Source organism: Christensenella sp. KGMB01412, assembly GCF_055522415.1.
The window spans coordinates 169,546-192,616 of the sequence record NZ_JBVFVW010000003.1 but is presented as its reverse complement, the minus strand read 5'-3'; the positions used below and the strand labels follow the sequence as shown (position 1 = coordinate 192,616).

27 protein-coding genes are annotated in these 23,071 nt (G+C 49.2%); 6 read left to right on the top strand and 21 right to left on the bottom strand.

Features of this window, described 5'->3' with window-relative positions; genetic code table 11:
• Positions 1-53 precede the first annotated feature (53 nt).
• A complete protein-coding gene (locus tag ACS5WU_RS06410) occupies positions 54-827 on the top strand; it encodes a nitroreductase family protein (protein WP_302762245.1) in 774 nt (257 codons plus the stop codon).
• 68 nt (positions 828-895) lie between these two features.
• Here the strand turns inward: ACS5WU_RS06410 and ACS5WU_RS06405 are convergent, their stop codons facing one another.
• From ACS5WU_RS06405 to rpmE, 12 genes are all read right to left on the bottom strand, one after another.
• Positions 896-1,201, bottom strand: a complete 306-nt coding sequence (locus ACS5WU_RS06405) for a Dabb family protein (protein WP_046444150.1) — start codon at positions 1,199-1,201, stop codon at positions 896-898.
• Positions 1,202-1,214: 13 nt separating this feature from the next.
• Complete coding sequence (locus ACS5WU_RS06400; RefSeq protein ID WP_131924672.1) at positions 1,215-1,883, bottom strand: DUF6320 domain-containing protein; 669 nt, start codon at positions 1,881-1,883, stop codon at positions 1,215-1,217.
• Complete coding sequence (locus ACS5WU_RS06395) at positions 1,880-3,160, bottom strand: hypothetical protein (protein ID WP_302762241.1); 1,281 nt, start codon at positions 3,158-3,160, stop codon at positions 1,880-1,882. Before ACS5WU_RS06395 ends, ACS5WU_RS06400 begins: the two co-directional genes overlap by 4 nt.
• A 156-nt stretch (positions 3,161-3,316) precedes the next feature.
• Entirely contained in the window at positions 3,317-3,946 is a 630-nt protein-coding gene (gene upp / locus ACS5WU_RS06390) for a uracil phosphoribosyltransferase (RefSeq protein WP_046444147.1), read from the bottom strand.
• Between the two features lie 30 nt (positions 3,947-3,976).
• Positions 3,977-4,429, bottom strand: a complete 453-nt coding sequence (gene rpiB / locus ACS5WU_RS06385; protein WP_046444146.1) for a ribose 5-phosphate isomerase B — start codon at positions 4,427-4,429, stop codon at positions 3,977-3,979.
• A gap of 144 nt (positions 4,430-4,573) precedes the next feature.
• Positions 4,574-5,056 (bottom strand): arsenate reductase/protein-tyrosine-phosphatase family protein, encoded by a 483-nt coding sequence (locus ACS5WU_RS06380; protein WP_046444145.1) that lies wholly within the window; start codon positions 5,054-5,056, stop codon positions 4,574-4,576.
• Between the two features lie 4 nt (positions 5,057-5,060).
• Positions 5,061-6,116, bottom strand: a complete 1,056-nt coding sequence (locus tag ACS5WU_RS06375; protein ID WP_302760418.1) for an L-threonylcarbamoyladenylate synthase — start codon at positions 6,114-6,116, stop codon at positions 5,061-5,063.
• Positions 6,113-6,874, bottom strand: coding sequence for a ZIP family metal transporter (locus ACS5WU_RS06370; RefSeq protein WP_046444143.1), 762 nt, complete (start codon positions 6,872-6,874; stop codon positions 6,113-6,115). The genes ACS5WU_RS06375 and ACS5WU_RS06370 overlap by 4 nt, the downstream gene beginning before the upstream one ends.
• 416 nt (positions 6,875-7,290) lie before the next feature.
• On the bottom strand, positions 7,291-8,355 hold the full coding sequence (gene prfA / locus ACS5WU_RS06365) for a peptide chain release factor 1 (protein WP_302760417.1): 1,065 nt from the start codon (positions 8,353-8,355) through the stop codon (positions 7,291-7,293).
• A 59-nt stretch (positions 8,356-8,414) separates the two neighbouring features.
• Positions 8,415-9,254 (bottom strand): peptide chain release factor N(5)-glutamine methyltransferase, encoded by an 840-nt coding sequence (gene prmC / locus ACS5WU_RS06360; protein ID WP_302760416.1) that lies wholly within the window; start codon positions 9,252-9,254, stop codon positions 8,415-8,417.
• Positions 9,247-10,302 (bottom strand): DUF1385 domain-containing protein, encoded by a 1,056-nt coding sequence (locus ACS5WU_RS06355; RefSeq protein ID WP_302760415.1) that lies wholly within the window; start codon positions 10,300-10,302, stop codon positions 9,247-9,249. Before ACS5WU_RS06355 ends, prmC begins: the two co-directional genes overlap by 8 nt.
• Positions 10,303-10,421: 119 nt before the next feature.
• The gene (gene rpmE, locus ACS5WU_RS06350; RefSeq protein WP_046444865.1) at positions 10,422-10,622 is read right to left on the bottom strand and encodes a 50S ribosomal protein L31; all 201 of its coding nucleotides are present in this window, start codon (positions 10,620-10,622) and stop codon (positions 10,422-10,424) included.
• Between the two features lie 171 nt (positions 10,623-10,793).
• Here rpmE and ACS5WU_RS06345 point away from each other — a divergent pair, with 171 nt between their 5' ends.
• The 5 genes from ACS5WU_RS06345 to ACS5WU_RS06325 all read left to right on the top strand — a co-directional run bounded on the left by ACS5WU_RS06345 (position 10,794) and on the right by ACS5WU_RS06325 (position 16,730).
• Complete coding sequence (locus tag ACS5WU_RS06345) at positions 10,794-11,621, top strand: metallophosphoesterase (protein WP_302760414.1); 828 nt, start codon at positions 10,794-10,796, stop codon at positions 11,619-11,621.
• Positions 11,622-11,842: 221 nt separating this feature from the next.
• Positions 11,843-13,297 carry an MFS transporter gene (locus ACS5WU_RS06340; RefSeq protein WP_302760413.1) on the top strand — a complete coding sequence of 485 codons (1,455 nt, stop codon included), beginning with the start codon at positions 11,843-11,845 and terminating at the stop codon, positions 13,295-13,297.
• A gap of 210 nt (positions 13,298-13,507) precedes the next feature.
• Complete coding sequence (locus tag ACS5WU_RS06335) at positions 13,508-14,848, top strand: S1C family serine protease (RefSeq protein ID WP_302760412.1); 1,341 nt, start codon at positions 13,508-13,510, stop codon at positions 14,846-14,848.
• A 262-nt stretch (positions 14,849-15,110) separates the two neighbouring features.
• Complete coding sequence (locus tag ACS5WU_RS06330) at positions 15,111-15,635, top strand: GNAT family N-acetyltransferase (protein ID WP_302760411.1); 525 nt, start codon at positions 15,111-15,113, stop codon at positions 15,633-15,635.
• Positions 15,636-15,647: 12 nt separating this feature from the next.
• The gene (locus ACS5WU_RS06325) at positions 15,648-16,730 is read left to right on the top strand and encodes a hypothetical protein (RefSeq protein WP_046444863.1); all 1,083 of its coding nucleotides are present in this window, start codon (positions 15,648-15,650) and stop codon (positions 16,728-16,730) included.
• A gap of 14 nt (positions 16,731-16,744) precedes the next feature.
• On the opposite strand, the gene ACS5WU_RS06320 is transcribed toward ACS5WU_RS06325, so the two are convergent.
• The 9 genes from ACS5WU_RS06320 to ACS5WU_RS06280 form a co-directional block, all read right to left on the bottom strand.
• Positions 16,745-17,473, bottom strand: a complete 729-nt coding sequence (locus ACS5WU_RS06320) for an SDR family NAD(P)-dependent oxidoreductase (protein ID WP_059108999.1) — start codon at positions 17,471-17,473, stop codon at positions 16,745-16,747.
• 2 nt (positions 17,474-17,475) lie between these two features.
• Positions 17,476-17,928, bottom strand: a complete 453-nt coding sequence (locus tag ACS5WU_RS06315; RefSeq protein WP_046444861.1) for a GNAT family N-acetyltransferase — start codon at positions 17,926-17,928, stop codon at positions 17,476-17,478.
• A complete protein-coding gene (locus ACS5WU_RS06310; RefSeq protein WP_046444860.1) occupies positions 17,925-18,428 on the bottom strand; it encodes an HD domain-containing protein in 504 nt (167 codons plus the stop codon). The genes ACS5WU_RS06315 and ACS5WU_RS06310 overlap by 4 nt, the downstream gene beginning before the upstream one ends.
• 14 nt (positions 18,429-18,442) lie before the next feature.
• Entirely contained in the window at positions 18,443-19,129 is a 687-nt protein-coding gene (locus ACS5WU_RS06305; RefSeq protein WP_046444859.1) for a DUF6320 domain-containing protein, read from the bottom strand.
• Entirely contained in the window at positions 19,116-20,396 is a 1,281-nt protein-coding gene (locus ACS5WU_RS06300) for an alcohol acetyltransferase (protein WP_302760410.1), read from the bottom strand. The genes ACS5WU_RS06305 and ACS5WU_RS06300 overlap by 14 nt, the downstream gene beginning before the upstream one ends.
• 141 nt (positions 20,397-20,537) lie before the next feature.
• Complete coding sequence (locus tag ACS5WU_RS06295; protein ID WP_046444857.1) at positions 20,538-21,530, bottom strand: DUF4097 family beta strand repeat-containing protein; 993 nt, start codon at positions 21,528-21,530, stop codon at positions 20,538-20,540.
• Between the two features lie 9 nt (positions 21,531-21,539).
• Entirely contained in the window at positions 21,540-21,905 is a 366-nt protein-coding gene (locus tag ACS5WU_RS06290) for a hypothetical protein (RefSeq protein ID WP_046444856.1), read from the bottom strand.
• A 12-nt stretch (positions 21,906-21,917) separates the two neighbouring features.
• Positions 21,918-22,556, bottom strand: a complete 639-nt coding sequence (locus tag ACS5WU_RS06285) for a permease prefix domain 1-containing protein (protein WP_302760408.1) — start codon at positions 22,554-22,556, stop codon at positions 21,918-21,920.
• Between the two features lie 19 nt (positions 22,557-22,575).
• Positions 22,576-22,896, bottom strand: a complete 321-nt coding sequence (locus ACS5WU_RS06280) for a PadR family transcriptional regulator (RefSeq protein WP_046444854.1) — start codon at positions 22,894-22,896, stop codon at positions 22,576-22,578.
• Between the last annotated feature and the right edge of the window lie 175 nt (positions 22,897-23,071).

The window sequence follows — 23,071 nt, the reverse complement described above, 5'->3', positions numbered from 1 at the left end:
CAAATCAGACCTGCCGCAATCAATAAAAACAGGAACGAAAGAAGGTATGCTTTATGACAGAGCACCGTATTCAAATAGACCATGATAAATGTATCGGCTGCGGGATGTGCGTAAAGGATTGCGTCGCCCACAATATTGAGCTGAAAAATGACAAAGCAGGCGTTTTTTCAAACAACTGTATTATGTGCGGGCACTGCGTTGCAATCTGCCCCAAAAATGCGGTATCGATCAGCGGTTACCCGGACGAACCATTCGCAAATACAGAAAAAACCAGGCTGAATCCTGGCGATGTATTGAATGTTATCCGCTTTCGCCGGACGATCAGGCAATTTCATGACCGGGAGATCCCAAAAGAAGTATTGGAACAGATCCTCGAGGCAGGCAGGCTGACGCATACGGCAAAAAATATGCAGGATGTTTCCTTTGTGGTATTGGATCGGGAAAAATCAAAGATAGAGCAACTGGCAGTACGCTTATTCCGGAAGATGAAACCCCTTGCGAACCTGTTCAGTCCCCTTGCAAAAAGAAATGAGATCGGCGACCACTTTTTCTTCTTCCACGCGCCCCTTGTCATCGTCATCCTTGCCAAAAACAGCGTCGACGGCATACTGGCAGCGCAAAATATGGAATTTGTCGCTGAAGCAAACGGCTTGGGCGTGCTGTTGAGCGGCTATTTTACAACTGCCGCCAACGCTTCCCGTAAAATAAAAAAAGAACTCGGCATTCCAAAAACAAAAAAAGCAGCCACAACAATGGTGCTGGGGTACCCGAAAGTGAACTATCAGCGTTCCGCCCAGCGCGAAGGCCCGGACGTTACCTATTTATGAAGAAGGCTGGACGGCGCACCGCTTTCCATCTAACTGCACACGCGCAAGCGCCGCCCGGGCATGGCGTTTTAGTCCGCCACGTAATCCATGCACATGCGGTTTACGACCACTGGCCTTACATATGTGCTCCCCACGCGTTTATGCTCCGGATGCACAAGATAATCCGCAAGCGCCTGTTCGCTTTCAAAGGCGCTGTCCACCATGACCTCTGCATTGCACGACGCAAGCGGCGCGATAATGACATCCATCTTCACGATGCCCGGGATGATTCCTTTGAGAGCTTCCAGCTCGCGTTTGATCGCCGCTTTCGCCTCTTCACGTTCTCCGCCCGTAAGCTCTTCTTTGATATTCCACAAGATAATATGCCTTACCATGCCATTTTCCCCTTTACATATGAAATTTCTTTTGCATTTCCGATTTCACCTGGCGCAGCGCAAACCGCAGTATTCCCAGGATCGTGATACCGCTTGCGAAGGTGCACAGCACGAGCGGTACGATTGCGATTTTAATTCCAACCAAATACAGGATGAGCGGAATAAACCCCATCAGCAAAAACAAGACCGCGTAAAGCAAATTCTCGCGCCAATAGGATTTATGAAAATACGAATAAAAATCGATATATGCGATCCCCAGCCCAAGAATCAGCGGCATCATCACCTCATACGACCATCCCAGCCGTCCAACCACAAAGTCAAACGCCATAAACATACCGATAACCGACACCATTTGCAGGAGCGTTTTCAGCCCTGCCGACACATCCGAAATAATCGTTACACGAATCAAAACCCACGCATAAAGTACGGGCGCCGCAACCGCCAAAAACCACGGCGTGCCATCCCATGTAAGCAAATTGATCACAACGCAAATTGCAATAATTAAAAAGGTCGCCAGCGACAAATATTCCGTCGTAAGGCTGCGGCTGTCCACATATGTTTTTTTGTTTACATGCGGATAAAGCTCATTTTCCGCCGGATGCTCCGTGAGGCGCTTACCACATAACGGACAGTATTCAAGGCAGTCGTCCACATATACGTTACAATCGTCGCAATAATTCATTGCCCGCTCCATTCGTTCCCTTTGATCTCCACGCGCATCCCAAGCTCCTTTGAAAAATGCTCAAAAAACCGGCGTGCAATGCCCGTTTCCATAATTCCGCGCGCAAATGTAATAACCATTTTATCCTTGTAGGATACCACAACGCAGTTCATGGGATTCATATCGCTTACGCCAAGCGCATAATAGACCTCTTTGATATGCCTGCTCATGGTCTCCGGAAATTGCGCCGTGCGAAGGTTCGAGAGCACCATGGTATAGCTGCCCTCACCATAGTTTTTGTAACTGCTTGACACCACAAGATTTTTCACAAAAAGCGGCGTCATACGGATAAAAGGATTCTTTTCGAAGCCTACGTTTTTATTGATGTTGGCGGAGATGCTTTCCTTGGAAAGCCCTGCCTTGAGCTGCTCTGACACAGTCTGTAATATACTGTCAAAGTCAATTTCGCCGCCCACGGCAACGCCCACATTGGCAAAAGAGATGAAATTACGCAGCGTATGCGAGGGGAACATCCCCCGCAGGTCCATCGGCACGGAAATAATGATAGGCCGTTTATCGTTTTTATATTCCAGCCCCTGGTCTTTTGCGATACATGTAATCAAAAGAGCCGCCACATAAGCCGAAACCGTCACGCCTTTTGCTTTTACGTGCTTCAAAAGCTCCTTCAGGTCAAGGATGCCATGCGTAAGGAATATTCCCCCGTCATGATTGGGCGTCCCCATGATATGGAACGCGCGCGGCGTACGAAGCTTGTTTGCCGCGCCTTTCGCGTCATAGTACACATTAAAGCTGTTTTCCAGCTCGTCCGCGCGCACCTTTCCCTCCGGATCGAGCACCATGCCCTGCGCGTCCACATCGTAGCCGCACAGCTTAAAATATTCGTACATCAGCGTTTTAAAAAACTCAATCGCACCGGAGCCGTCCGCAAGTCCATGAAAGCACTCCATGACCACGTTATTTTTGTAGTACATAATGTTGAATAAAAAACCATTGTTGATAAAATCCTTCAGGCGTTTGCATGGAAAGCCGCTCTCCTCTTTCACAATAGGGAGCGCGGGATTCGGCTCGAAATAATACCAGAAAAGACCGCGCCGCAGCGTTACCGCAAAGCTCGGAAAACGCGGCATAATCCGCACGAGCGCCTCCTGCAGAATTTCCTTTTGAACCGGCTCCGTAAGCTCAAGCCCAAGCCGGAAGGTCGTATTGTTGTGCGTTTGGGAGATGGATGGATATATTTTTGCCGCGGTATCGAGCCGGTACCAGTTTTGATCGGCCATAAGGACTCCTTTTTGCTGATTTTTGCAAAGGGCGGCATAAAATGCCGCCCTCTTTTATCCAATAGTATACGCGCGCCCACAAATGAAATCAAGAACGCTCAATGAATTACCATTAAAATTTGCCTTTGCAAGCCTTGCCTGCTATGCGGCAGTGCTTTATTTGGTACCGAACAGGCGGTCTCCTGCGTCTCCCAGCCCCGGAACAATATATGCGTGGTCGTTGAGGCCTTCATCCACAGCCGCGACATAAACATCCACGTCCGGGTGTGCCTTGCGGACCGCTTCCACGCCCTCCGGCGATGCAATGATGCACACCAGCTTGATGTTGTTGCAGCCGCGCTTTTTGATCAGCGTGATTGCGTCGGATGCGCTGCCGCCCGTGGCAAGCATAGGATCGAGGATAATAAGTTCGCGCTCCTGCGCGTCTACGGGAAGCTTGCAGTAATATTCAACCGGCTGGAAAGTATCAGGATCGCGATACAGGCCGATATGCCCCACCTTCGCGCCCGGAACAAGATTCAGCACACCTTCCACCATACCAAGGCCTGCGCGCAGGATGGGTATGATACCCAGCGTTTTACCGGCGATCACCTTTGTGCGCGCCTTCGTGATCGGCGTTTCCACCTCCACCTCGCGCAGCGGCAAATCCCGCGTTACTTCATACACCATAAGCATCGCGATTTCCTTTACCAGTTCCCGAAATTCCTTTACGCCCGTCGTTTTATCGCGAATCATTGAAACCTTATGCTGCAATAATGGGTGATCGAGTATGTGTGCTGTAGCCATTTGTTCTCTTCCTCCGTATCTTATCTTTTCTTATTTTGAATACTTTTTCTCTACCGCCGTGATCTTGTCGATCCTTCTTTGGTGGCGTTCTCCATTCGAGAACGGCGTTTTCAGGAACAGGTCCACAATGTCCACAGCAAGCCCGGGGCCGATTGTCCTCCCGCCCATTGCAAGCACGTTTGCATTGTTGTGTTCACGCGTGGCGTGCGCTGTAAACGTATCCGAAACAACCGCCGCGCGGATTCCCGGCACCTTATTGGCAGCGATGGAAATACCGATTCCCGTTCCGCAGATAACGATTCCAAAATCCGCGTCCCCTGCAGCAACGCACTCTGCCACCATCTGCCCATAATCCGGATAATCCACCGATTCCTCTTCCTTGATGCCAAAGTCAATGACTTCATAACCATTTTTCAACAAATATTCCATGACCTCCGGCCGAAGAACAATCCCACCGTGATCGCATCCAAATGCAATTTTCATTTTGTTACTCTCCCTCAGATTTTGTTTTGCCTAAGCGTTATGTCTTTGTCTTTTAAATTATACAATACTTTTTAACGTATTTCCACAATTATCCTGTGAATTCAAGGTAAAAAAAGACAGCGCATGCCTGCGCTGCCGTTCCTTTTAAATTTCGCCTTCAAGGCGTTTTACAAGGAGTGCGATCGCTTCTGACAGCTGCCTCGCACATTCGCGATACTCATCCATACCCTCGTCAAAGGGATCCATGATGTCGTACGAATTATCGACCGGCTCGCCCTCCACGCCCTGCGCGTATCCGAGGACTGTGTGCATTTTCTGCGTATCCTCCGGTGCGATTACCTCCATATGTTCAATCTGCTCCTTGCTCATTGCAAGGATGATGTCAGCCCACTGCGCAAGCTCCGGCGTAAACTGCCGTGCGCCGCGGCTGTCGATCTCGAGTCCATATTCTTCCATCGTGCGGACAGCCTCCTGCGTAGGCTCCGCATCCTCGCAGGCAAACGTGCCCGCTGATTTTGTCTTCACCTCTCCGTGAAGACTGCTACTTCGGTCTACTGCATCGTCCATCAGCGTTTCTGCGATGGGGCTTCTGCACGTATTTCCTGTGCAAACAAACAATACATTCATAGCTTTAAACTTTTTCCTCCATGACGGATACAATCTCGTGTCCCGCCGCCCTTATTATTCTGTTCATGACCGCAAGGCCCATCTTTTGCTCCTGCGCATGGAAATATACCGCGTCGAAATTTCGTTCGTCTATTTCCCGCAACGTGCGGAACAATGCCGCTTCCGCGTCCTGCGCATCCCGGCCCAGAAGGACTGTTTCACAGTCCTGATAAAACGGTTCGCAATCGTCAAGACACATCACCACCGCTTTTTTACCTTGCGTACAATCAATATGATACCTAAAATTGATCTTTTTCGCAACCTCTTTTTTATCGCCCGTAAAGACAACAACATTAGCCCTGGGCGAATAATGCTTATATTTCATACCCGGAGACGCGCATACTTCGTCTTCCTTCAGCTCGCCCGTCACGCTGGAATGTATTTTTACCCGCCCCGTGACTGCCCGGATCATTTCCGGCGTGATGTCGCCCGGCCTCAGGACAACGGGAATTTCGCCCGTCACATCCACCACGGTCGATTCCACGCCGACCTCGCACGGCCCTCCGTCAATCACAAGCGGTACGCGCCCGCACAAATCCTCGTAAGCGTGCATGGCAAGCGTGGGGCTCGGTTTCCCCGACGTATTCGCGCTCGGCGCGGCAACCGGTACTCCTGCAAGCGCAATGATTGCCCTCGCAATATCGTTTTTTGGCATACGCACCGCAACCGTTTCAAGGCCTGCGCTGACCTCATACGGTATCTGCGGTGATTTTTTTAATATAATGGAAAGCGGCCCCGGCCAAAACGCGTCCATCAGAGAGCGCGCAATATCGTTCACCTCCGCCGCAACGCCGTCAAGCTGGCTGTAATCGGCAATATGTACGATAAGCGGGTTATCCTGCGGCCTTCCCTTCGCCTTGAAAATCTGCGCGACCGCATATGCGTCAAGGGCATTTGCGCCAAGGCCATACACTGTTTCCGTCGGAAACACAACCAGCCCGCCGCGTCCTAATTCCTCTGCCGCTTCCCTCACCGCGCCGTCAAAATCCCGCGCTGCGAATATCGTTTTTGTTGCAATCATATCAAAACCACCAAAACGCCCCCAATTACGATTCCCGCCGCGACCGCCGCCCACGTATGCCAGCTCTTGCTGAGTCCCGCGGCCTGCGGCAGCAATTCGCTGAACGTGAGGTAAAGCATTGCGCCTCCGCCAAAGGCGATGCTGCCTCCAAGGAAAACAGGGGATATTGTGCCGATGAGCGCTCCCAGAAGTGCGCCCACGGCCATTGGCAACGCCGCAAGCAGCGCAATCAGGAATATTTTCCCATATTTTACCCCGCCAAGCTTGAGGGGAATAGCAAGTCCCATTCCTTCCGGAATGTTGTGGACAAACAGCAGCGCCGCAAGCCCTATGCCAAAGCTCCATTCAGAGACAACGCCGCTCCCCAGCGCCAGGCCCTCCGGCAGGTTGTGCACCGCAATCCCCACGGCAAGCAACAGCCCGGAACGCACCATGCGTTTCTCGTTTAGCTCGTGTATCAGCTCTGTATCGTCCGAGGTCTGCACGTCGTGATGCGGCAATATCTTATTGACCAGAAACACTGCAAACGCGCCCACCGCAAACCATATAACCGTGAGCAGCCAGTCCGCCGACTCCACTGCCTCCGGCAGCATATCAAACAGTACAATGGCCAGCATGATCCCGCCGGAAAGTCCCATGAGGACAGCCGGGATACGTTTTCCGTTTACCTTGATAAAATAAGTGAGGATTGCACCGATTCCTGTGCCAAACGCACCCACAACAGCGCCTATAAGCGTTGCGTATAGTATTCCATCCATTGCATTCATTCCTTTTCAGTCGGTATCCCCATACCATTCCCAATCAATCATATAATAACGTTCGAGTGGAATCCGAAGTTGGGCGCATAAGACGCTGTTCTTCGGAGACGCGCCGTACAGTTCAAAAATTAAAATTGTGTACGGCGCGCTGCATCCGCCTATTAAGGCATAAGCGGGACAACATGGTCACGGCTCCTGAAGCTCCTCATTGCAGCATCTTATGTGCCCGCCGGCAAGCGTCAGCAAAATTCTTACACATTGCGATCTAAGCTAAGCGTTTGCCAGCGCCGGGGCAGCCTGTTGCATGAAAATGCCTTTGCGCACGCAGTAAGCAGGCTTTGAATGCAACAGGCTGCCCCGGCGTGAAATAAGTCGGTACAGTATGAGCATGCTTCACTCGAACGTTATCACATACGTTATGCTTCCTGCAGTTTTCTCTGGCGTTCGTCCAGAATGAGCGCGTCGATCATTTCATCCATATCCCCGTCAAGAAACGCCTCCAGCTTATAAAGCGTCATGCCGATGCGGTGATCCGTTACACGGCCCTGCGGAAAGTTGTATGTACGGATACGTTCGCTGCGGTCTCCGGAGCCTACCTGGCTGCGGCGGTTTTCCGAAAGCTCGCTGTCCGCCGCATCCTTATACAAGTCATATAAACGCGAAGCGAGTACCTTCATCGCTTTTGCCTTATTTTTGATCTGTGATTTTTCATCCTGGCATGTGACGACAAGCCCTGACGGTAAATGCGTAATACGCACCGCGCTGTCCGTTGTATTGACACTCTGCCCTCCATGCCCGCCGCTGCGGAACACATCTACGCGAAGGTCGTTTGGATTCAGGTCCACCTCCACCTCTTCTGCTTCCGGCAGCACCGCCACCGTTGCGGCAGACGTATGGATTCTTCCTGAGGATTCCGTATCCGGCACGCGCTGCACACGGTGCACGCCGCTTTCGTACTTCAGGCGCGCATAAGCTCCCTTTCCGGCGATGGAAACGACCATTTCTTTCACGCCGCCAAGCTCCGTCACATTGGACGAGAGCGTTTCCACCGTAAAGCCATGCCGTTCCGCGTAACGCAGGTACATCCGCAGCAGGTCTCCTCCAAAAAGCGCGGCTTCGTCGCCGCCCGTTCCCGCACGGATTTCCAGAATAACGTTCTTTTCGTCATTTTTATCCTTGGGAATCAGCAATACCTTAAGCTCTGCTTCCATTTCCTCTTTTTCTTTCTCAAGCGGCGCGAGCTCTTCCTTTGCCAGTGCAAGGAATTCATCGTCCTTCTCTGTTTCCATAATCTCCCTGTTCTGGGCAATATGGTCAAGGATCATGGCATACCTGTCGTATGCTTCGACGATCTCTGCAATCGAGGCCTGTTCCTGAGCGAGCGAGCGAAACCTGTCCTGGTTTCCGATCACCTCCGGGTTGGAAAGCTCCTTTGAAATAGCGTCGTAACGTTCTTTGATTGTTTTGAGTTTATCAAGCATATATGATTCTCCGCAAAATCTAAATTTTTTATTGTTTCATTGAGACAATCCTGCCCCTGTTATGCCATGACAGCGCACACAAACCGTGGCCTGCCGGCCATATCGCATCCGCTTTCTATCTTATCAAATCCTGCCTCTTCAAGCAAGGCGCACACGCGCGCTTCCTGTGTGTCGCCGATCTCAAAAACGACCGCGCCGCCCGGGTTCAAAACAGGCGCCAGCTCCTTTGCCGCCCTCTCGTAAAACAGGTATCCTTCGTTTGCCGCAAAAAGCGCGCTTTGCGGTTCGTAATCCCTTACCTGCGGTTCCAGCCCTTTGTAATCCCGCGCACTGATGTAAGGCGGATTGCACACTACAAGATCGAAGGTTTCGCAGATGTTTTCCAGAAAATCCCCCTGGACAAAGCTGCAGCACTGATCCGGCACAAGCGCGCGGGCGTTCTCTTTTGCCACCTCAAGCGCTCCCGCCGATAAATCTGCAAAGCAAATTTTGCCAAATCGTCCCTCGGCTGCAAGCGTCACCCCAATGATACCGCTGCCACAGCAAAGATCAAGCGCCTTGATGTACCCGCGCTCCCGCGCAAGGCTAAGCGCCCTTTCCACAACGGGCTCCGTATCGTAACGCGGAATCAGCACGCGCTCATCCACATAAAACCGCCGCCCGTAGAAATACTTTTCACCCAACACATACGCAAGTGGCCTGCCGGAAAGCCGCGCAAGCGTCAGCCCCTGTACCTCGGGCTCCTGATTGCAGGCATCGAAAAAGCGCAGGTACAGCTGCGAAAAATCGCCGCCGTACACGTGCGCTAATATCATCTTCGCCTCTGTGGCAGCCTCCTCAAAGCCCGCCTGCTCAAGCGTTCTTAAAGTATTATGGTAAACCTCTCCCCAATTACTCATGTATCTCGAGCGCCGACGCAGTAAGTCTTTCAGGCGCCGCCTCAGCCTGCGCCGCATCTGCTGCGTCCGCAAAATCAGCCGGCGATCCGTCGATCTTGTGGCTGTAATCCCTCGCCATTTTATCGATTTCCTCGTCCGTCTTTTTGTCCTCTGCCGCAAGGAACGACACAAGCGCCACCTCCAGCATTCCATCGTCCGGTTCGCGCGTCGTAAGGTATTGCAAGGCCATACCCGGCTTTCTGAGCGCCTCCGTAAACTTATTCTCGTACTTTGCAAGAAGCTTCAGCACTTCGTAGGATACGCCTGCGACGATTGGGAGCATCGCAAGGCGAAGGCCAATGCGGACCGCCCAGTTGTCGCTCCAGCCAAGCAGCGTAAAGAGCAGGATGGAAATAATCATGACGATCAAAAGGAAGCTTGTTCCGCAACGCGGGTGTAACCGCGTATTCTGGCGCGCGTGCTCCACGTCCATCGGCATATCATGCTCAAAGCAGTTGATCACCTTATGCTCTGCGCCATGGTAACCAAACAGGCGTTTAATATCCTTCATATTGCTGATCGCCACGAGGTAAATCAAAAACATTCCCACGCGGATCAGCCCGTCGATCAGATTTTTGCCAAACGCTGTGTGTACGTAAGGCGTAATCCAGCCTGTAATCAGGTTGGGCAGGATAAAAAACAGGCCGACTGCAATCACAAGGGCGATCACAACCGCAAAAACGATTGCCACGTCCATTGGGTTTTTGCCAGTCTTTTCCGCGATATACTCTTCTGTTTTGCTCGGTTCGAGCTCTTCATCCTCCGGATCATACATCCGCGCTGCATCTGTAATCGTCTTGACGCCGGAAACCATCATTTCTATAAAATTGACCACGCCGCGGATAATCGGCACTCCTAATATTTTATAGCGGGTGGAAAGCGACTGCGAGTCCTGCTTTTGTGTTACGATCTCGCCGGATTCCCTGCGCACTGCAATCGCCGTTTTTTCCGGCGAGCGCATCATAACGCCCTCAAGAACCCCCTGTCCTCCGATGCTTGTTCTTTTCATGCTTTGCTCCTTATGCCGCAAAAACGCGGCTTTTGCATACTGCAAAAAAACAGACCGTGAACCTTAAAAACGTCACGGTCTGCAGTCTTTTAAAACACGTCAAAATAAACAGTATTGTATTATTTAATGCCGTATCTTTTCTTAAATCTGTCTACACGACCGCCTGTATCAACAAGCTTCTGTTTTCCCGTGAAGAACGGATGGCATTTTGAACAAATATCAACTCTCATCTCTGGTTTTACAGAGCCGGTCTTAAAAGTTTCGCCGCACGCACACGTAACGGTGCATTCGCCATACTTCGGATGAATTCCTTCTTTCATTACCCTTCACCTCTTTCTTCCAAAAGTAGCATTATTTATTATAGCATAAGCGCAGCAAAAAGCAATGATTTTTTCCAATGTTTTTACAGATTGTTCATGTTTTTTTTATTTACATTGCATGGGCTTTTTTATATACTCTTAAAAAAACACAGGAAGGGATTTTACTTTTTTATGAAAAAACAAAAACGAAGCATCCTTTTTTTCCTGCTGATCGCATTTTTTGCGGTGAATATTCCCATGGCTTACATCGGACAAAACAATATCGTTGAAATAACAGAATATGAAATAAAAAGCAGTAAAATTGAAAGCCCGGTTACCCTTGTACAGATTTCCGACCTGCACGAGAAATCCTTTGGAAAAGACAACTCCCGCCTGTTTGATACGGTCGAAAGTCTTAACCCTGACCTCATCTGCATCACGGGAGATATGATCTATCATTCCTATACGGACAGCCTGAATACCGCTTACATCGAAAACGTCGCAAGGCGTTGCTCCGGTATCGCCCCGTCGTTTTTTGTGACCGGAAACCACGAACGCTTCTGGGCGGACGAGGTGAAAAAACTGTTTTCCAAAAACGGGGTTGCCGTGCTCCATGGAAATGTGATTCCCCTTATCGTCGGGACAACTTCCCTTAACATTGGCGGAACTGACGACGCCACCGTTGATCCGGGCAGCATAGAAAAGCTCCGGTTCCCGGACTCCCGGCATTTCAATGTGCTGCTCGCACATACGCCGGATCCGTTCCGCGGAACCTACGACCAGAAAAAAGCCGATCTTGTCCTTTCCGGCCATACGCATGGCGGCCAGTTGCGCCTTCCCGGAGTCAAGGCGTTGTTTTCCCCCTCAGGCGAATGGCTTCCTGAATATTCGGACGGCCTTTACACCAGCGGCAGCACCACCATGATTTTAAGCAAGGGCCTTGGTTCAAGCGTCGTGCCTGTGCGCCTTTTCGCACAGCCGGAAATCGTGCTGGTCCGCCTTCTGCCGGCTGATTCCTGACGTTTGTCGGAACCGGCCGGCCTTTTCATCTGGAAATAAGCTTGTCTTTTTGATTGGTGTCAAACCATTTTTTTATTGTTCATTTTAATTTTTCCGCTACTGCTTTTGACGCTTTCAATGATTATCTGCCAGCTTCCTGTTTATATAATTAATGTTATTTACCGTTTTATTGTAAATTTTTTATCGTTTTTATTACAAATCACACGGAAAGAGGAAGAATTATGGCAGACAGAACTTCATTGGATTATTACGCGAAACATAAATGGTCGATTCTGGCAGTCCTTATTTTTATGCCTTTTATGGTAACCCTTGACGGAACTGTCGTAAACGTCGCGCTCCCCGTCATGGTGAAGGACCTCAATACGGATATGGAATCGATCCAAATGGTGGTGATCGTTTATCTTGTTGCCGTGGTTGCGTCTATCCTGCTGTTTGGACGGCTTGGCGACATCAAGGGCAAAGGACGCCTCTTTATGTTTGGCACCGTTGTTTTTACCGCCGGTTCGCTTATGGCCGGTCTTTCGCACACGCTCGAATTTCTGATCGTATCGCGCGTGATCGAAGGAATAGGCGGCGCCGCGGCGCTTGCCAACAACCAGGGTATTATCACCGAGGTCTTCCCCGCGAATGAACGGGGACGCGCACTGGGCATCTCCGGCATCTCCGTCGCACTTGGCACCATGCTGGGGCCCCCCATCGGCGGGCTGATCGTTACCTATCTCAGTTGGAATTACATCTTCCTGATTAATGTGCCGGTTGGCATCGTCGCTTTTATATTGGCGCTCAAGCTGCTGCCGCGCGGCAAAAAGACAGACCAGCAGGTCGATTACCGGGGCACCGCTTTGCTTGCAGCGGCTGTCATCCTGTTTTTCTTTGGACTTTTAACCGGACAGAGCAAGGGCTATGATAAATACTACATCATAATGTCCTTTGCAGGGGCGGTGATTCTGGTTGCCCTTTTCCTGTACTTTGAAAAAAGAAGCCAGCAGCCTATCATTGATCTTTCCCTGTTCAAAAATTCTTTGTTTACACTCAGTGTCATTTGCGTATTGATCCAGTTCTTTGCGATGAGCGGTATCAGTATTATACAGCCCTTCTATATCGAGGACGTCCTGAAAATCGATCCCGGTTCTACGGGCCTGATCATGATGAGCTTTCCAATCGTAATGGGGATTATGTCGCCGCTTTCAGGATATATCTCAGACAAGGTCGGCGCTGCAAAAATTACGCTTGTAGGCCTTGTGATCATGACATTAGGCCTTGGCCTGCTCGCAACCATGACCGCAACGGAGCCTGTGATTAAGCTGATTGTATTCCTGTGCATCGTAGGTCTTGGCGCAGGTATATTCTCCGCGCCGAATACTTCGCTGATCATGTCCACAGCTCCCAGGGAAAAGCTTGGAATCGTGGGCAGTATCAACGCTTTTACCCGCAACTTTGGCAGTGTAACGGGGATTTCGCTCCTTACCACCCTGCTTTACTCTTTGATGAGCTCAAAGGTCGGGTATCAGGTCAAGGGCTATATCAACGGAAGGCCGGATGTATTTGTCTACGGAATGCAGACCGTATACGCGATTGGCACGGCTATTTTGTGCGTAAGCGTTATCTTGACGGTTATCAGGTTGTTTCAGGACAAAAAAGCAAAGGCGGCGCAGCAACCGTCCCCCCATTCTTAATCTGAATCTCCATTTATAGCTCTCCATAAAAAGGGCGCGGCAAAAATGCCGCGCCCTTTTTATCTTCACAAATTTGTTACTTTTCCTTCAAATATTATTCAAATGCAGTTCAAGAATTGGTCACTTTTGTGCTTTATCATTAAATTGTAAAACAAAAACACAAACAAAGTTTTGAAATATACGAAAAACGTATGAGGAGGCTTACAACAAATGAATGATAATAGATTTTTTTATAATGATAACAGCAATCATGAAAACGATGGCCTGCAAGGCGCGCCATCCTATGTGAACAATGGCAATGCGCCCCAGGAGGGAATCGCGCCCCGGCAGGAGAACGAAATTTTGAGCCAGAATAGTTCTTCCTATCCGCGCCGGATGGGCAGCGAGCAGTTTTACCAGGACGGCCCAAGCCCAGGCGGCAAAAAGCCCAAAAAGGAAAAAACGCCCTTCCTGACCAAAAAGGCGGCAGCCGTTGTATTGGCGCTGTGCGTTGGCGCATCCGCTGTTTTTGGATTCAGCGCAGGCGTGATGAGCGGTCAGGGCAGCAGCACGGGCAGCGCCGGCAGCGACACAGGCGTCATCCAGACCTCGGCAGAGGCCACCAGCACCGGCAGCGATCTTTCTGTTTCAGATATTGTTAATAAAACACAAAATTCGATTGTGGAAATCACAACGGAGGTCGTCCAGACAAACCAGTTTATGCAGGAGGTTTCCGGTGAAGCGGCTGGAAGCGGCATCATCATTTCCGCGGATGGCTACATCGCGACCAATAACCATGTTGTAGAAGATGGAACCAGCTTTACCGTCCGCCTGAAGAATGGTGAAAGCTACGATGCTACACTCATCGGCAGGGATCCCACAATGGACCTTGCAGTGCTGAAAATTGAGGCGGAAGGCCTTACGCCAGTCACATTCGGCGATTCGAGCGCGCTTGAAGTGGGCGACACGGCAGTTGCGATCGGCAATCCCCTTGGAACGCTGGGCGGCACAGTAACCAACGGCATCATCAGTGCGCTTAACCGTGAAATAGACCTTGGCGACGGCACAATGAGCCTGATCCAGACAAATGCCGCAATCAACCCCGGCAACTCGGGCGGCGGCCTCTTTAACGGGCAGGGTGAGCTTATCGGCGTAGTGGTTGCAAAATCCGGCGGAACCAACATCGAAGGCCTTGGATTTGCAATCCCCGGCAACGAAGCGAAGACGATTCTTGACGAACTGATTGAAAACGGCTACGTACAGGGACGCGCAAGCCTTGGTATGAGTGTAATCGATGTGAATTCACAGCAGGCAGCAATGTCCTACAGGCTGTCCTCGACGGGCGTATATGTCCTGCAGGTAGAGGACGGCTCCGAGGCTGCAAACCTTGGAATCAAGGCGGGAGACCGCATCGTATCGCTTGACGGCACGGAAATTACCGGTGCGACAGACCTGAATAACGTCCTGAAAAGCCATTCGCCCGGAGACACAGTGGAAATCACGATTGAACGTTCAGGCAGGACTGCTTCCACGAACGTTACGCTGACAGAATCCGTTCCAACGAATTCTTAAAAAGTTCATATCTTTTTCATATAGAATTCACACAGGAGCGTTAACATAAGTTTAACAAAGGAAGCAAGGAGGTTCGTGCCTATGGTAAAAAAATGACCTGAGAAACATAACCCACCCAAACAGAACCTACAATTAATATATAAGTCTGAAGGAAACCCCAGCTTATGCCGCCGGGGTTTTCTTTTTGTTGTATCTTTACATTGGTCGAAATTCATTTTATGATATCTTTAGCAATACACATATTTTCGATTGGAGGAGTTCCTTGATCCTGGAAACAGAACGTTTATACCTGCGCAAATTAAATAAAGACGATTTCAGCAATCTGTGCAGTATCTTGCAGGACGCGCAGGTGATGTATGCTTACGAGCACGCATTCAGCGACGATGAAGTCAGCGAATGGTTATGCCGCCAGCTCAGTCGCTATGAAAAGGACGGTTTCGGCCTGTGGGCTGTCATCCTGAAAGAAACGAGCGAATTTATCGGTCAATGCGGAATCACAATGCAGGACTGTAACGGAACGGAAGTCCCTGAGATTGGATATCTTTTCCGCAAGGCATTCTGGCACTGCGGTTACGCCACAGAGGCAGCCATTGCCTGCCGGGAATACGCTTTCCATGTCCTGGGATTCGAAGCGGTCTACTCCATCATCCGCGATTCCAACGAAGCGTCCAAAAAGGTTGCGCGAAAAAATGGCATGCACAAAACCGGCACGCTGCTAAAGCATTATTATGGTATCGATATGCCGCATGATGTGTATTGTGTGCGGCGGAATGAGATGTATCCATAAGGAGAATCTATCATGGAAAAAATTGAACAAACCGTTATTTCGTTATTGGATCAAAATCAGCAAAAAAGGACTTTTTATGGAATATCACTCTGGCTATTGTTGGGACTAATCGTCACCTTAATGTTCAAATTTATTGAACACACAACTGCGGTTCCATTTGGATCAGAAGAATTTTCGACCTTGATTACATTATTATTCATTTCCGCACTTTGGGTTGCGTTTTTATTTGTCATTATTTTTTGTGTATCCAACAATAAAATAAACCATCCAATCGTAACCAGATTTGTTTCCGGGTTTCAAATTGCAAATACTGTCTGGCTTCTTATGTTTTGTCTTTTCATATTTGTAATGCCACTTATGCTTATCCCTGATTCAATTCTTTATTTAATCCTTTTCTTTATTGGTATGTTTTTATTCGTTGTTGTTATCATTGCACAATTCAATGACCATCCATCTCCATCATTTCATAAACATTCAATTTATTTTTTTATCCGCTATCATCGTACAAAATTGTTGATTGCTTTATCAATTTGTTTGCTTATTTTCTCTTTTTTGCTAGTTACATATCACAAAGCTAAATTTACTACGTTTTCCATTACTTTAAATCAGATGACTGCAACCGCCTCTTTTATAGCAATATTGATATGTATTAATTTTCTGGGTTTTTGCGTTAGTTTTATCAACAAACAAAATCTATTACACACACTGCTTACAGATATCCGCACATTGGCTATTTCTGAAGAAGAGGCAAAAAAATATCTGGACAAAAATATTTTGGGCATGCCCGTGATGGATTTCTTTCAAAAATACTTTTCGAAAATACAACGCAATACGATTACATTTCTTTCCATTCCTACAGAAATAAGAAAAAAAACAGATTGGGAGCTCGCAATTGATGTCGTTGCAAGAACAAATCTGTTGGCGAAATATCTCAAAGCAAACAAAGAAACTTTAAATGGTAGTGAATATAAGAAATTGGAAGCCTATCGAAATGAGTCGTCAGCCCTTTGCCAGGATATAGCCAAAGCAGTCGGTCTTGACAGTTCCAAAACGGTCAATTACAAAAAATTAGTAAAAGCACTGAACAAATTTTGATTTATTTTTTATTTTCAGCACAAAAATCCGCCGTCCACCGGCAGTAATATTCCTGTAGCGTAATCGGATGCGGCGCTGCACAGGAAATAAAGCGCGCCGCGCAGGTCTTCCATTGTGCCGAACCGCCGGATTGGCGTATGTTCCAAAAGCGCTTCTTTTGTCTGCGGATCCGTTAACGATTCCGCCGTCATATCCGTCAGGATATACCCGGGAGCAAGCGCATTTACATTAATACTGTATTTTCCCCATTCCTTTGCCAGCGCTTTTGTCATTTGCAGAAGCGCCGCCTTGCTTGTGGAGTAAGCCGAGCTGCGTTCCCCTGCAAGCACGCTGCGCACCGAGCAGATATTGACGATCTTACCGCCGCCCTGCCTGATCATTTCATTTCCTGCCAACTGGCACATCCGAAACGCTGCAAATACGTTTACCTTCTGGATATTCTCCCATTCTTCCAGCGGGAAATGCTCCGCATCCTCTTTTTTGTGCAAACCGGCCGCGTTTACCAGAATATCAACGCCGCCGAGCAGTGAAACGGCCTCGCAAAATGCACGCTGCATATCCTGCCGGTCAAGCAGGTCGCAGCTTACCCCCTGTATGCGGTCTTCCGCTTCAAATTTTGTATGGTGGTAAAAAACAACGACCTGCGCGCCCGCCTGCGCAAGAAACCTTGCAAGCGCAAGGCCAATACCCCTGCTGCCGCCGGTCACAATCGCGCGTTTTTCCTTCAGGTCGAATAAGTCCATTGCTAAAGCACCTTCTCAAAATACGCCATATCCTCAATGAGCGTTCCATTTTCATAAATCGGCTCTTCATAGTTATCCGTAAAAAAACCTTTGAGCGTGTGGGTATACGAGAAGCCCTGCTTTTCATAAAATCCCTTGCATCCGGTTTCTATATCCGCAGTGCCTACGCTCATTACCGCAAACCTTCCCCTGTAAACCCGGAAAAGATACTGAACCATCTGCCTTCCGTAGCCCTTTGCATGAAGCATCGGCGCAACGGCAAGGTTTTTCAGCTCGCATTCCCGTTTCGAAACAGGCAGCACAACAGCCACGCAGACCGCGCTGCCGTCATCCTCGGCCACATAAAGATCCCCGTCCTCAAGATAACGGTCTATCATCTTTTCAGACGGATCGGCCTCCCACAATAAATCCATATATTGTTTTTTATCAGCTTCTATTTTCTTAAATGTAATCATACTTCCGGCAGGCTGAACAGATGATTGATCAGCCTGATCCCCGCGGCTGTGCGGAAAATATTTTTGCGTGCGGAAAGGATCGCCTGTTTGTTCGATTTCTGTTCGTACAGGTTCACCAGAAAATCCGCTTCCACCAATATTTGATGATCTTTTTCTTCTATATTTCCATAGGTATGGTGATGCCCCACAAGCCAGCACACACGCTCTGTCATTTCTTCCGGATACCCAAGGCGGCCAAGCATTTCACGCGCAATCGGCGGTCCCTCTATTTCCTGGAAATTCCCACCGTCAGACTGGTACTTTTCCACGCTTGGGCGGATTCCGATGTCGTGCACGATCGCCGCCGTTTCCAGCGTGTCCTGCATATCCCTGTCCAGCTGTTCGAGCTCTCCAATCACCTTTGCAAAAGAATATACCTTCAAAAAGTGATTCACCCGATGCGGAATCCCCCGCTCATACTTCATCATTTCTTCAACCAGCGCGCCTGTATTGATTGCCATCCCCGCATTCTCCCTTAAAAACGAAATCTCTTTGCACGGCTTTCCTTATATTTCCCGTCCGCGCAAACCAGCATCATCACAAAGGTTACTACCGCGTAAGCTCCCGCCGTAAAGCTTGGCCATACGACAAGCGTCACGCCTGTCAACACACCGATAAAAGGCGTCTGCCCAAAGATGAGAACGGCAATCATGTATCCAATATATTCGCGCCACGAAAGCTTCCTTGTGAACACTATATATGTTACCAAAAAATTGAGCGCGATACAAGCGATTGGAATTGCGTAATTCACAGACCAAAGGCCTCGTCCGGCATTCCAGTCAAACACGCACAGCATCAGGCTGATAATCCCCGCCTGCAGCATCAGTTTTACACTGCCCCGTATTTTGGAGCGCACGGTATTGAGCACAAGCAGCCAGATGTATCCAAAAATCACCGCGATATCAAGGCACCAAAAACCGCCGTTCACACCGCGCGTGGCAAGGTTGATCCACGCGCATATGCCCACCACGCCCGCGGTTACCGCAGCCGCTTTATACACAGGACGCTTTTTTGGCTCCTCTTCCCGGCTTTCCATACTGTAAGCCGGATAGCTCTGCGCCTGCTTTCTTTCTTTTTCGCCGCGTGCGACCGTCCTGCCACACAGCGGACAGGTCGTCAGCGCCCCATCCACAGAAACATTACAATATTCACACCTGTTCATCACAGATCCCCCAGTTATTTGTATAAATCTCTACATCCGTCCCTGTTTCCCTTGCCAGGAAACCAAAGAAATAACGGATGATCGCAGTCTCTTTGATCGTTTTAATAAAAGAAATCGTCAGCTTCCCATTTACCGAACACATACAGCAGTTAATTGGGCTGCGTTCCGTAGGATATATGATTGATTCCGCCCGCTCCACATGCTTTGCCAGGTCCGCAGGCAAATCGATCAATCCTACATTGGAAAGCGTCATCGTCTTGATGTCCTCGCCAAAAAACGCAAATACAAATTTTGTGCCCGCCTCCCGCATAAACCGCGGAACCGCTTTGACCACAGGATGCTCCATCACACCGCAGCTTTCTGCAATCGCGCCAAGGAGGTTCTCCTCGCTCGTCTTTTCCCTGATCTGCCGCTGCACCTCCGCAAGGATCGATTCAAAATTCATTCCCGTACGGATCGGTACCGACAGATTCAGGATACAGAAAAAATTCCGGACTGTTTTCGATGGGAACAAACTACGCAGGTTCACCGGAACCGATATCACGATAGGCTCGTCGTCAAGCTCCTCGCGCACCGCTTCCCTGTAGATCGCAAGGATCAAAAGCGCCGTAAGATATTCCGTGATTGTCGCGTCGCTTCTTTTGGCAGCAGCTTTGAGCGCACTTACGCTGACCACGCCCTGCAGCACGTTATTACCATATGGCTCGTATGGCGTTCCCTTGATTTTAAAAGCAGGCGGCAGTTTGCTTACCTTGCTCCTGTCTGCGTCATAATACTTCAGTAAAGCGTCTTCCGACTCTTCCGCGCCCGGCGTATCCTCCGGCAGTAAAATTTTCCCTTCCGGATCGATTTTCTCTCCGCGCAGGGTGAAATACCTGTATAGCAGCGTTTTTAAAAATTCCACCGCGCCCGCGCCATCCGCAAGCGCATGGAACGCCTCGAGCGAAATGCGGTTCCCATAATACAGGATCAGGAACAAATAGCCGTTGTTTTCCTCCGGCTTCATCAGCGCGCAGGGATATTCCACTTCATGCTTTACAAAAAAAGGAGCGTCGTTTGGTTCGAAATACTGGTCAAACGAAGTGCTTGTCAGCTTGACCGCAAAAGCCGGATACCGTTTGAGCGTATCCCGCACGGCTTGCTGTAACGTCTCCACACACACCTCTTCCTTTAATATCGCCGATATCCTGTAAACAGACGTATTCGTCCTTCTGGTTACCGCCGGGAAAAGCTTCGCCGCAGTATCCAATGGGTATTTTGTTTCCATAAGCCTCCGATCGCATCCCCGCCCAGCTCCTGTTTCCCAAAGAAAAAGGCAGGAAGAACAAGGTTTTTTTGCCATTCCCCTTATTTTTCCCACCTTTATTATATCAGGTTTTTTTCCTCACAATTCTTAATTGTTAATGAATTATTTTTGAAGAATTTTAAGCGAGCCCGAAACTGTATCCACGTTGATGGAAACACGTCCGTCGCTGTACTGGTCGTTCTTCATTGCAAAATCGTTGTCCGTCGAGCCTGAGACCGTGTCATAGCTCAATTTGAAGCCCGTCTCATCAGGTAAAACGATCCGCACGCTGCCGGAAACAGAATTTGCGTCGATTTTTTCGAGCAGGTCCGAGTCGACACATACGACTTCAATCGATCCGCTGGTGGTGTCCGTGCTGACCTCCTGCACGTTTGCGGCTTCGATTTTGACGCTGCCGGACGTGCTGTCTCCCTCTATATATCCGAAGGTTCCCTTGAGCGTGATCTCTCCCGACATTGTGTCTGCAGAGGCCTTTTCCGCTTGTATGTCCGTTGCGTCTATCCTGCCGGATGTGCTGTCAAGGCTCAGGTTGTCGCACATTCCGCCTGCAACGGAAATATTGCCCGACGTCGTAGAGAATAGCGCTCTTGTCGCATTGATTGTTTCTGCAGAAAGCTCGCCTGAAATCGTCTGGATATCGAGTACGCCTGCAAAGCTTTTGGGCACCATTACCTTTACGTCTATCCTGTAGCTCCTGCCCCAATTAAGGAACGTCTTCCCGTTGCGCCCGCTCTGTATTACAAGCTCTCCATTTTTCACGCCGTAACGCATAACGTCTTCTTCCTCGATCTTATGGCTGCTGGTTTCCTCCACACGGATCACATTCTCATCCGTAGGAACGATTTCGATGTTCTCGTCAACAAAACGCATGGAAATTTCTTTGATGTCTGCAACCGGCTTCTCAAATTCCACATTTTTCTGTGCGTCGTCCGGAAGGTTGTCCACAAAGTCCTCAGCGCTGATTCCCGTTATGGTGTTTGCAATATTGCCAAAGAATCCCCTGATGGCCGAGCCGCCTATAATTCCCCAAAACATGACCGCAGCCAGTATAACCGCCACAATGGCCCATAATACGATTTTTCCCGTTTTACTCATTATATTACCTCACTTTATGTTGACCTTGACGATCGAGCTAACCGCCCCACCGATCAGGAAGATAATCCACGTGATATACCAGGCGCGCGTCGTAAAGCTGATTACAAAATACAAAATCACAATAATCAGCCACAATGCCGAGGTATACGCGTGCTGCCGTTCCTCCCGTGTCGGCGGCTGAGACGCAATGCTTTCGTCTGTCAGCGCAGCCTTCAAAAGCTGCTGCAACGCCGCCCCAACAAGGAAAATCAGCCATGTGATATACCACGCATGTGTGGTGAAGCTGATGACAAAGTACAATGCCACGATAATCAGCCACATCGCACTTTGATACGCTTTGATCTGTTCCATCTTTTTGTGTTGTTGTTCGTCCATTCCCGTTTCTCCTTATTTAGTCGACGCCTTGATGATCTGCTCTACCGCCGCGCCGATCAGGAAGATGATCCAGGTGATATACCAGGCCATCGTCGCAAAGCTGATGATGAAGTAAAGCGCCACGATGAGCGACCAGAACGCGCCAAGGTACGCGGAGCGTTTTTCGTTTTTGTGCTTGCTTTCGTCCTGCCACTGCTTGAATTCCTCTACCATAGTGTCGTCCATTTTTTCGTACTTTGGGCGCAGCGAGCTGTTGTAAACAAGCAGGCCTGTGGCTACCGCAATCAGCGCAAACATAATGGTGAGGCCAATAATTGGCTGGTTCATGCTTCCTAGAATAATAATTGCCACCGGCGACAGGATATAGAGCATGATTGCAATCGCCACCAGGCGCGCGCTGCGCCTGCGTTCCGCTTCGGTTTGGGCTTTATTTGCCACAGGATCGTTCGCGCTGCTGATCAACTCGTCCACATCGCCGATGCTGCTTTTGACGATGTCGTACGCTTCTTCCTCAGACGCGCCCGTTTCCCTCAGGTCGTAGTACTTCTCTTTGAGATTTGTAAAAATTTCCTCCCGCAGCTCCAGCATTTTTCTGGATTTTGGAGCATCTGCAAAAAGATTTTCCACATACTGACGTAATTTTTCTTCCATTTTCTTCCTCCCGCAGTGGTTAGATCAGGTGATCAATCAACTGTTTGGTTCTTTCCCACTCTTCTTTATTCTGTTCATACATTGCCCGCCCCAGCCTGGTGATGCGGTAGTAGCGCCTGCGCGCGCCTGTTGTTTCGTCTCCCCAGTAGGATTCAATCATCTCGGCGTTTTCAAGCCGCCGGAAGGCGGAATAGAGCGTCGCTTCTTTCAGTTCGTATTCCCCGTGCGTCGTCTGTTGGATCGATTTATTGATCTCGTAGCCATAGCTGTCTTTTTTGAGCAGCTGCGCCAGAATAATCGTTTCAGTATGCCCGCGGATCAGATCCGAAGTTAATGACATTCAGTTCCCTCCTCTCAATAAAATATGTCCGTTTTCAATTTACATTATATATTCATATACCTCGCCTGTCAATGTATATATTTACAAAAGATAAATAAATTACTTGACTTTGCCCCAAGGAGGTATGTTATATTAAGAGAACCCTTTTGAATCAGGGAAATATATCGTCTGGAAA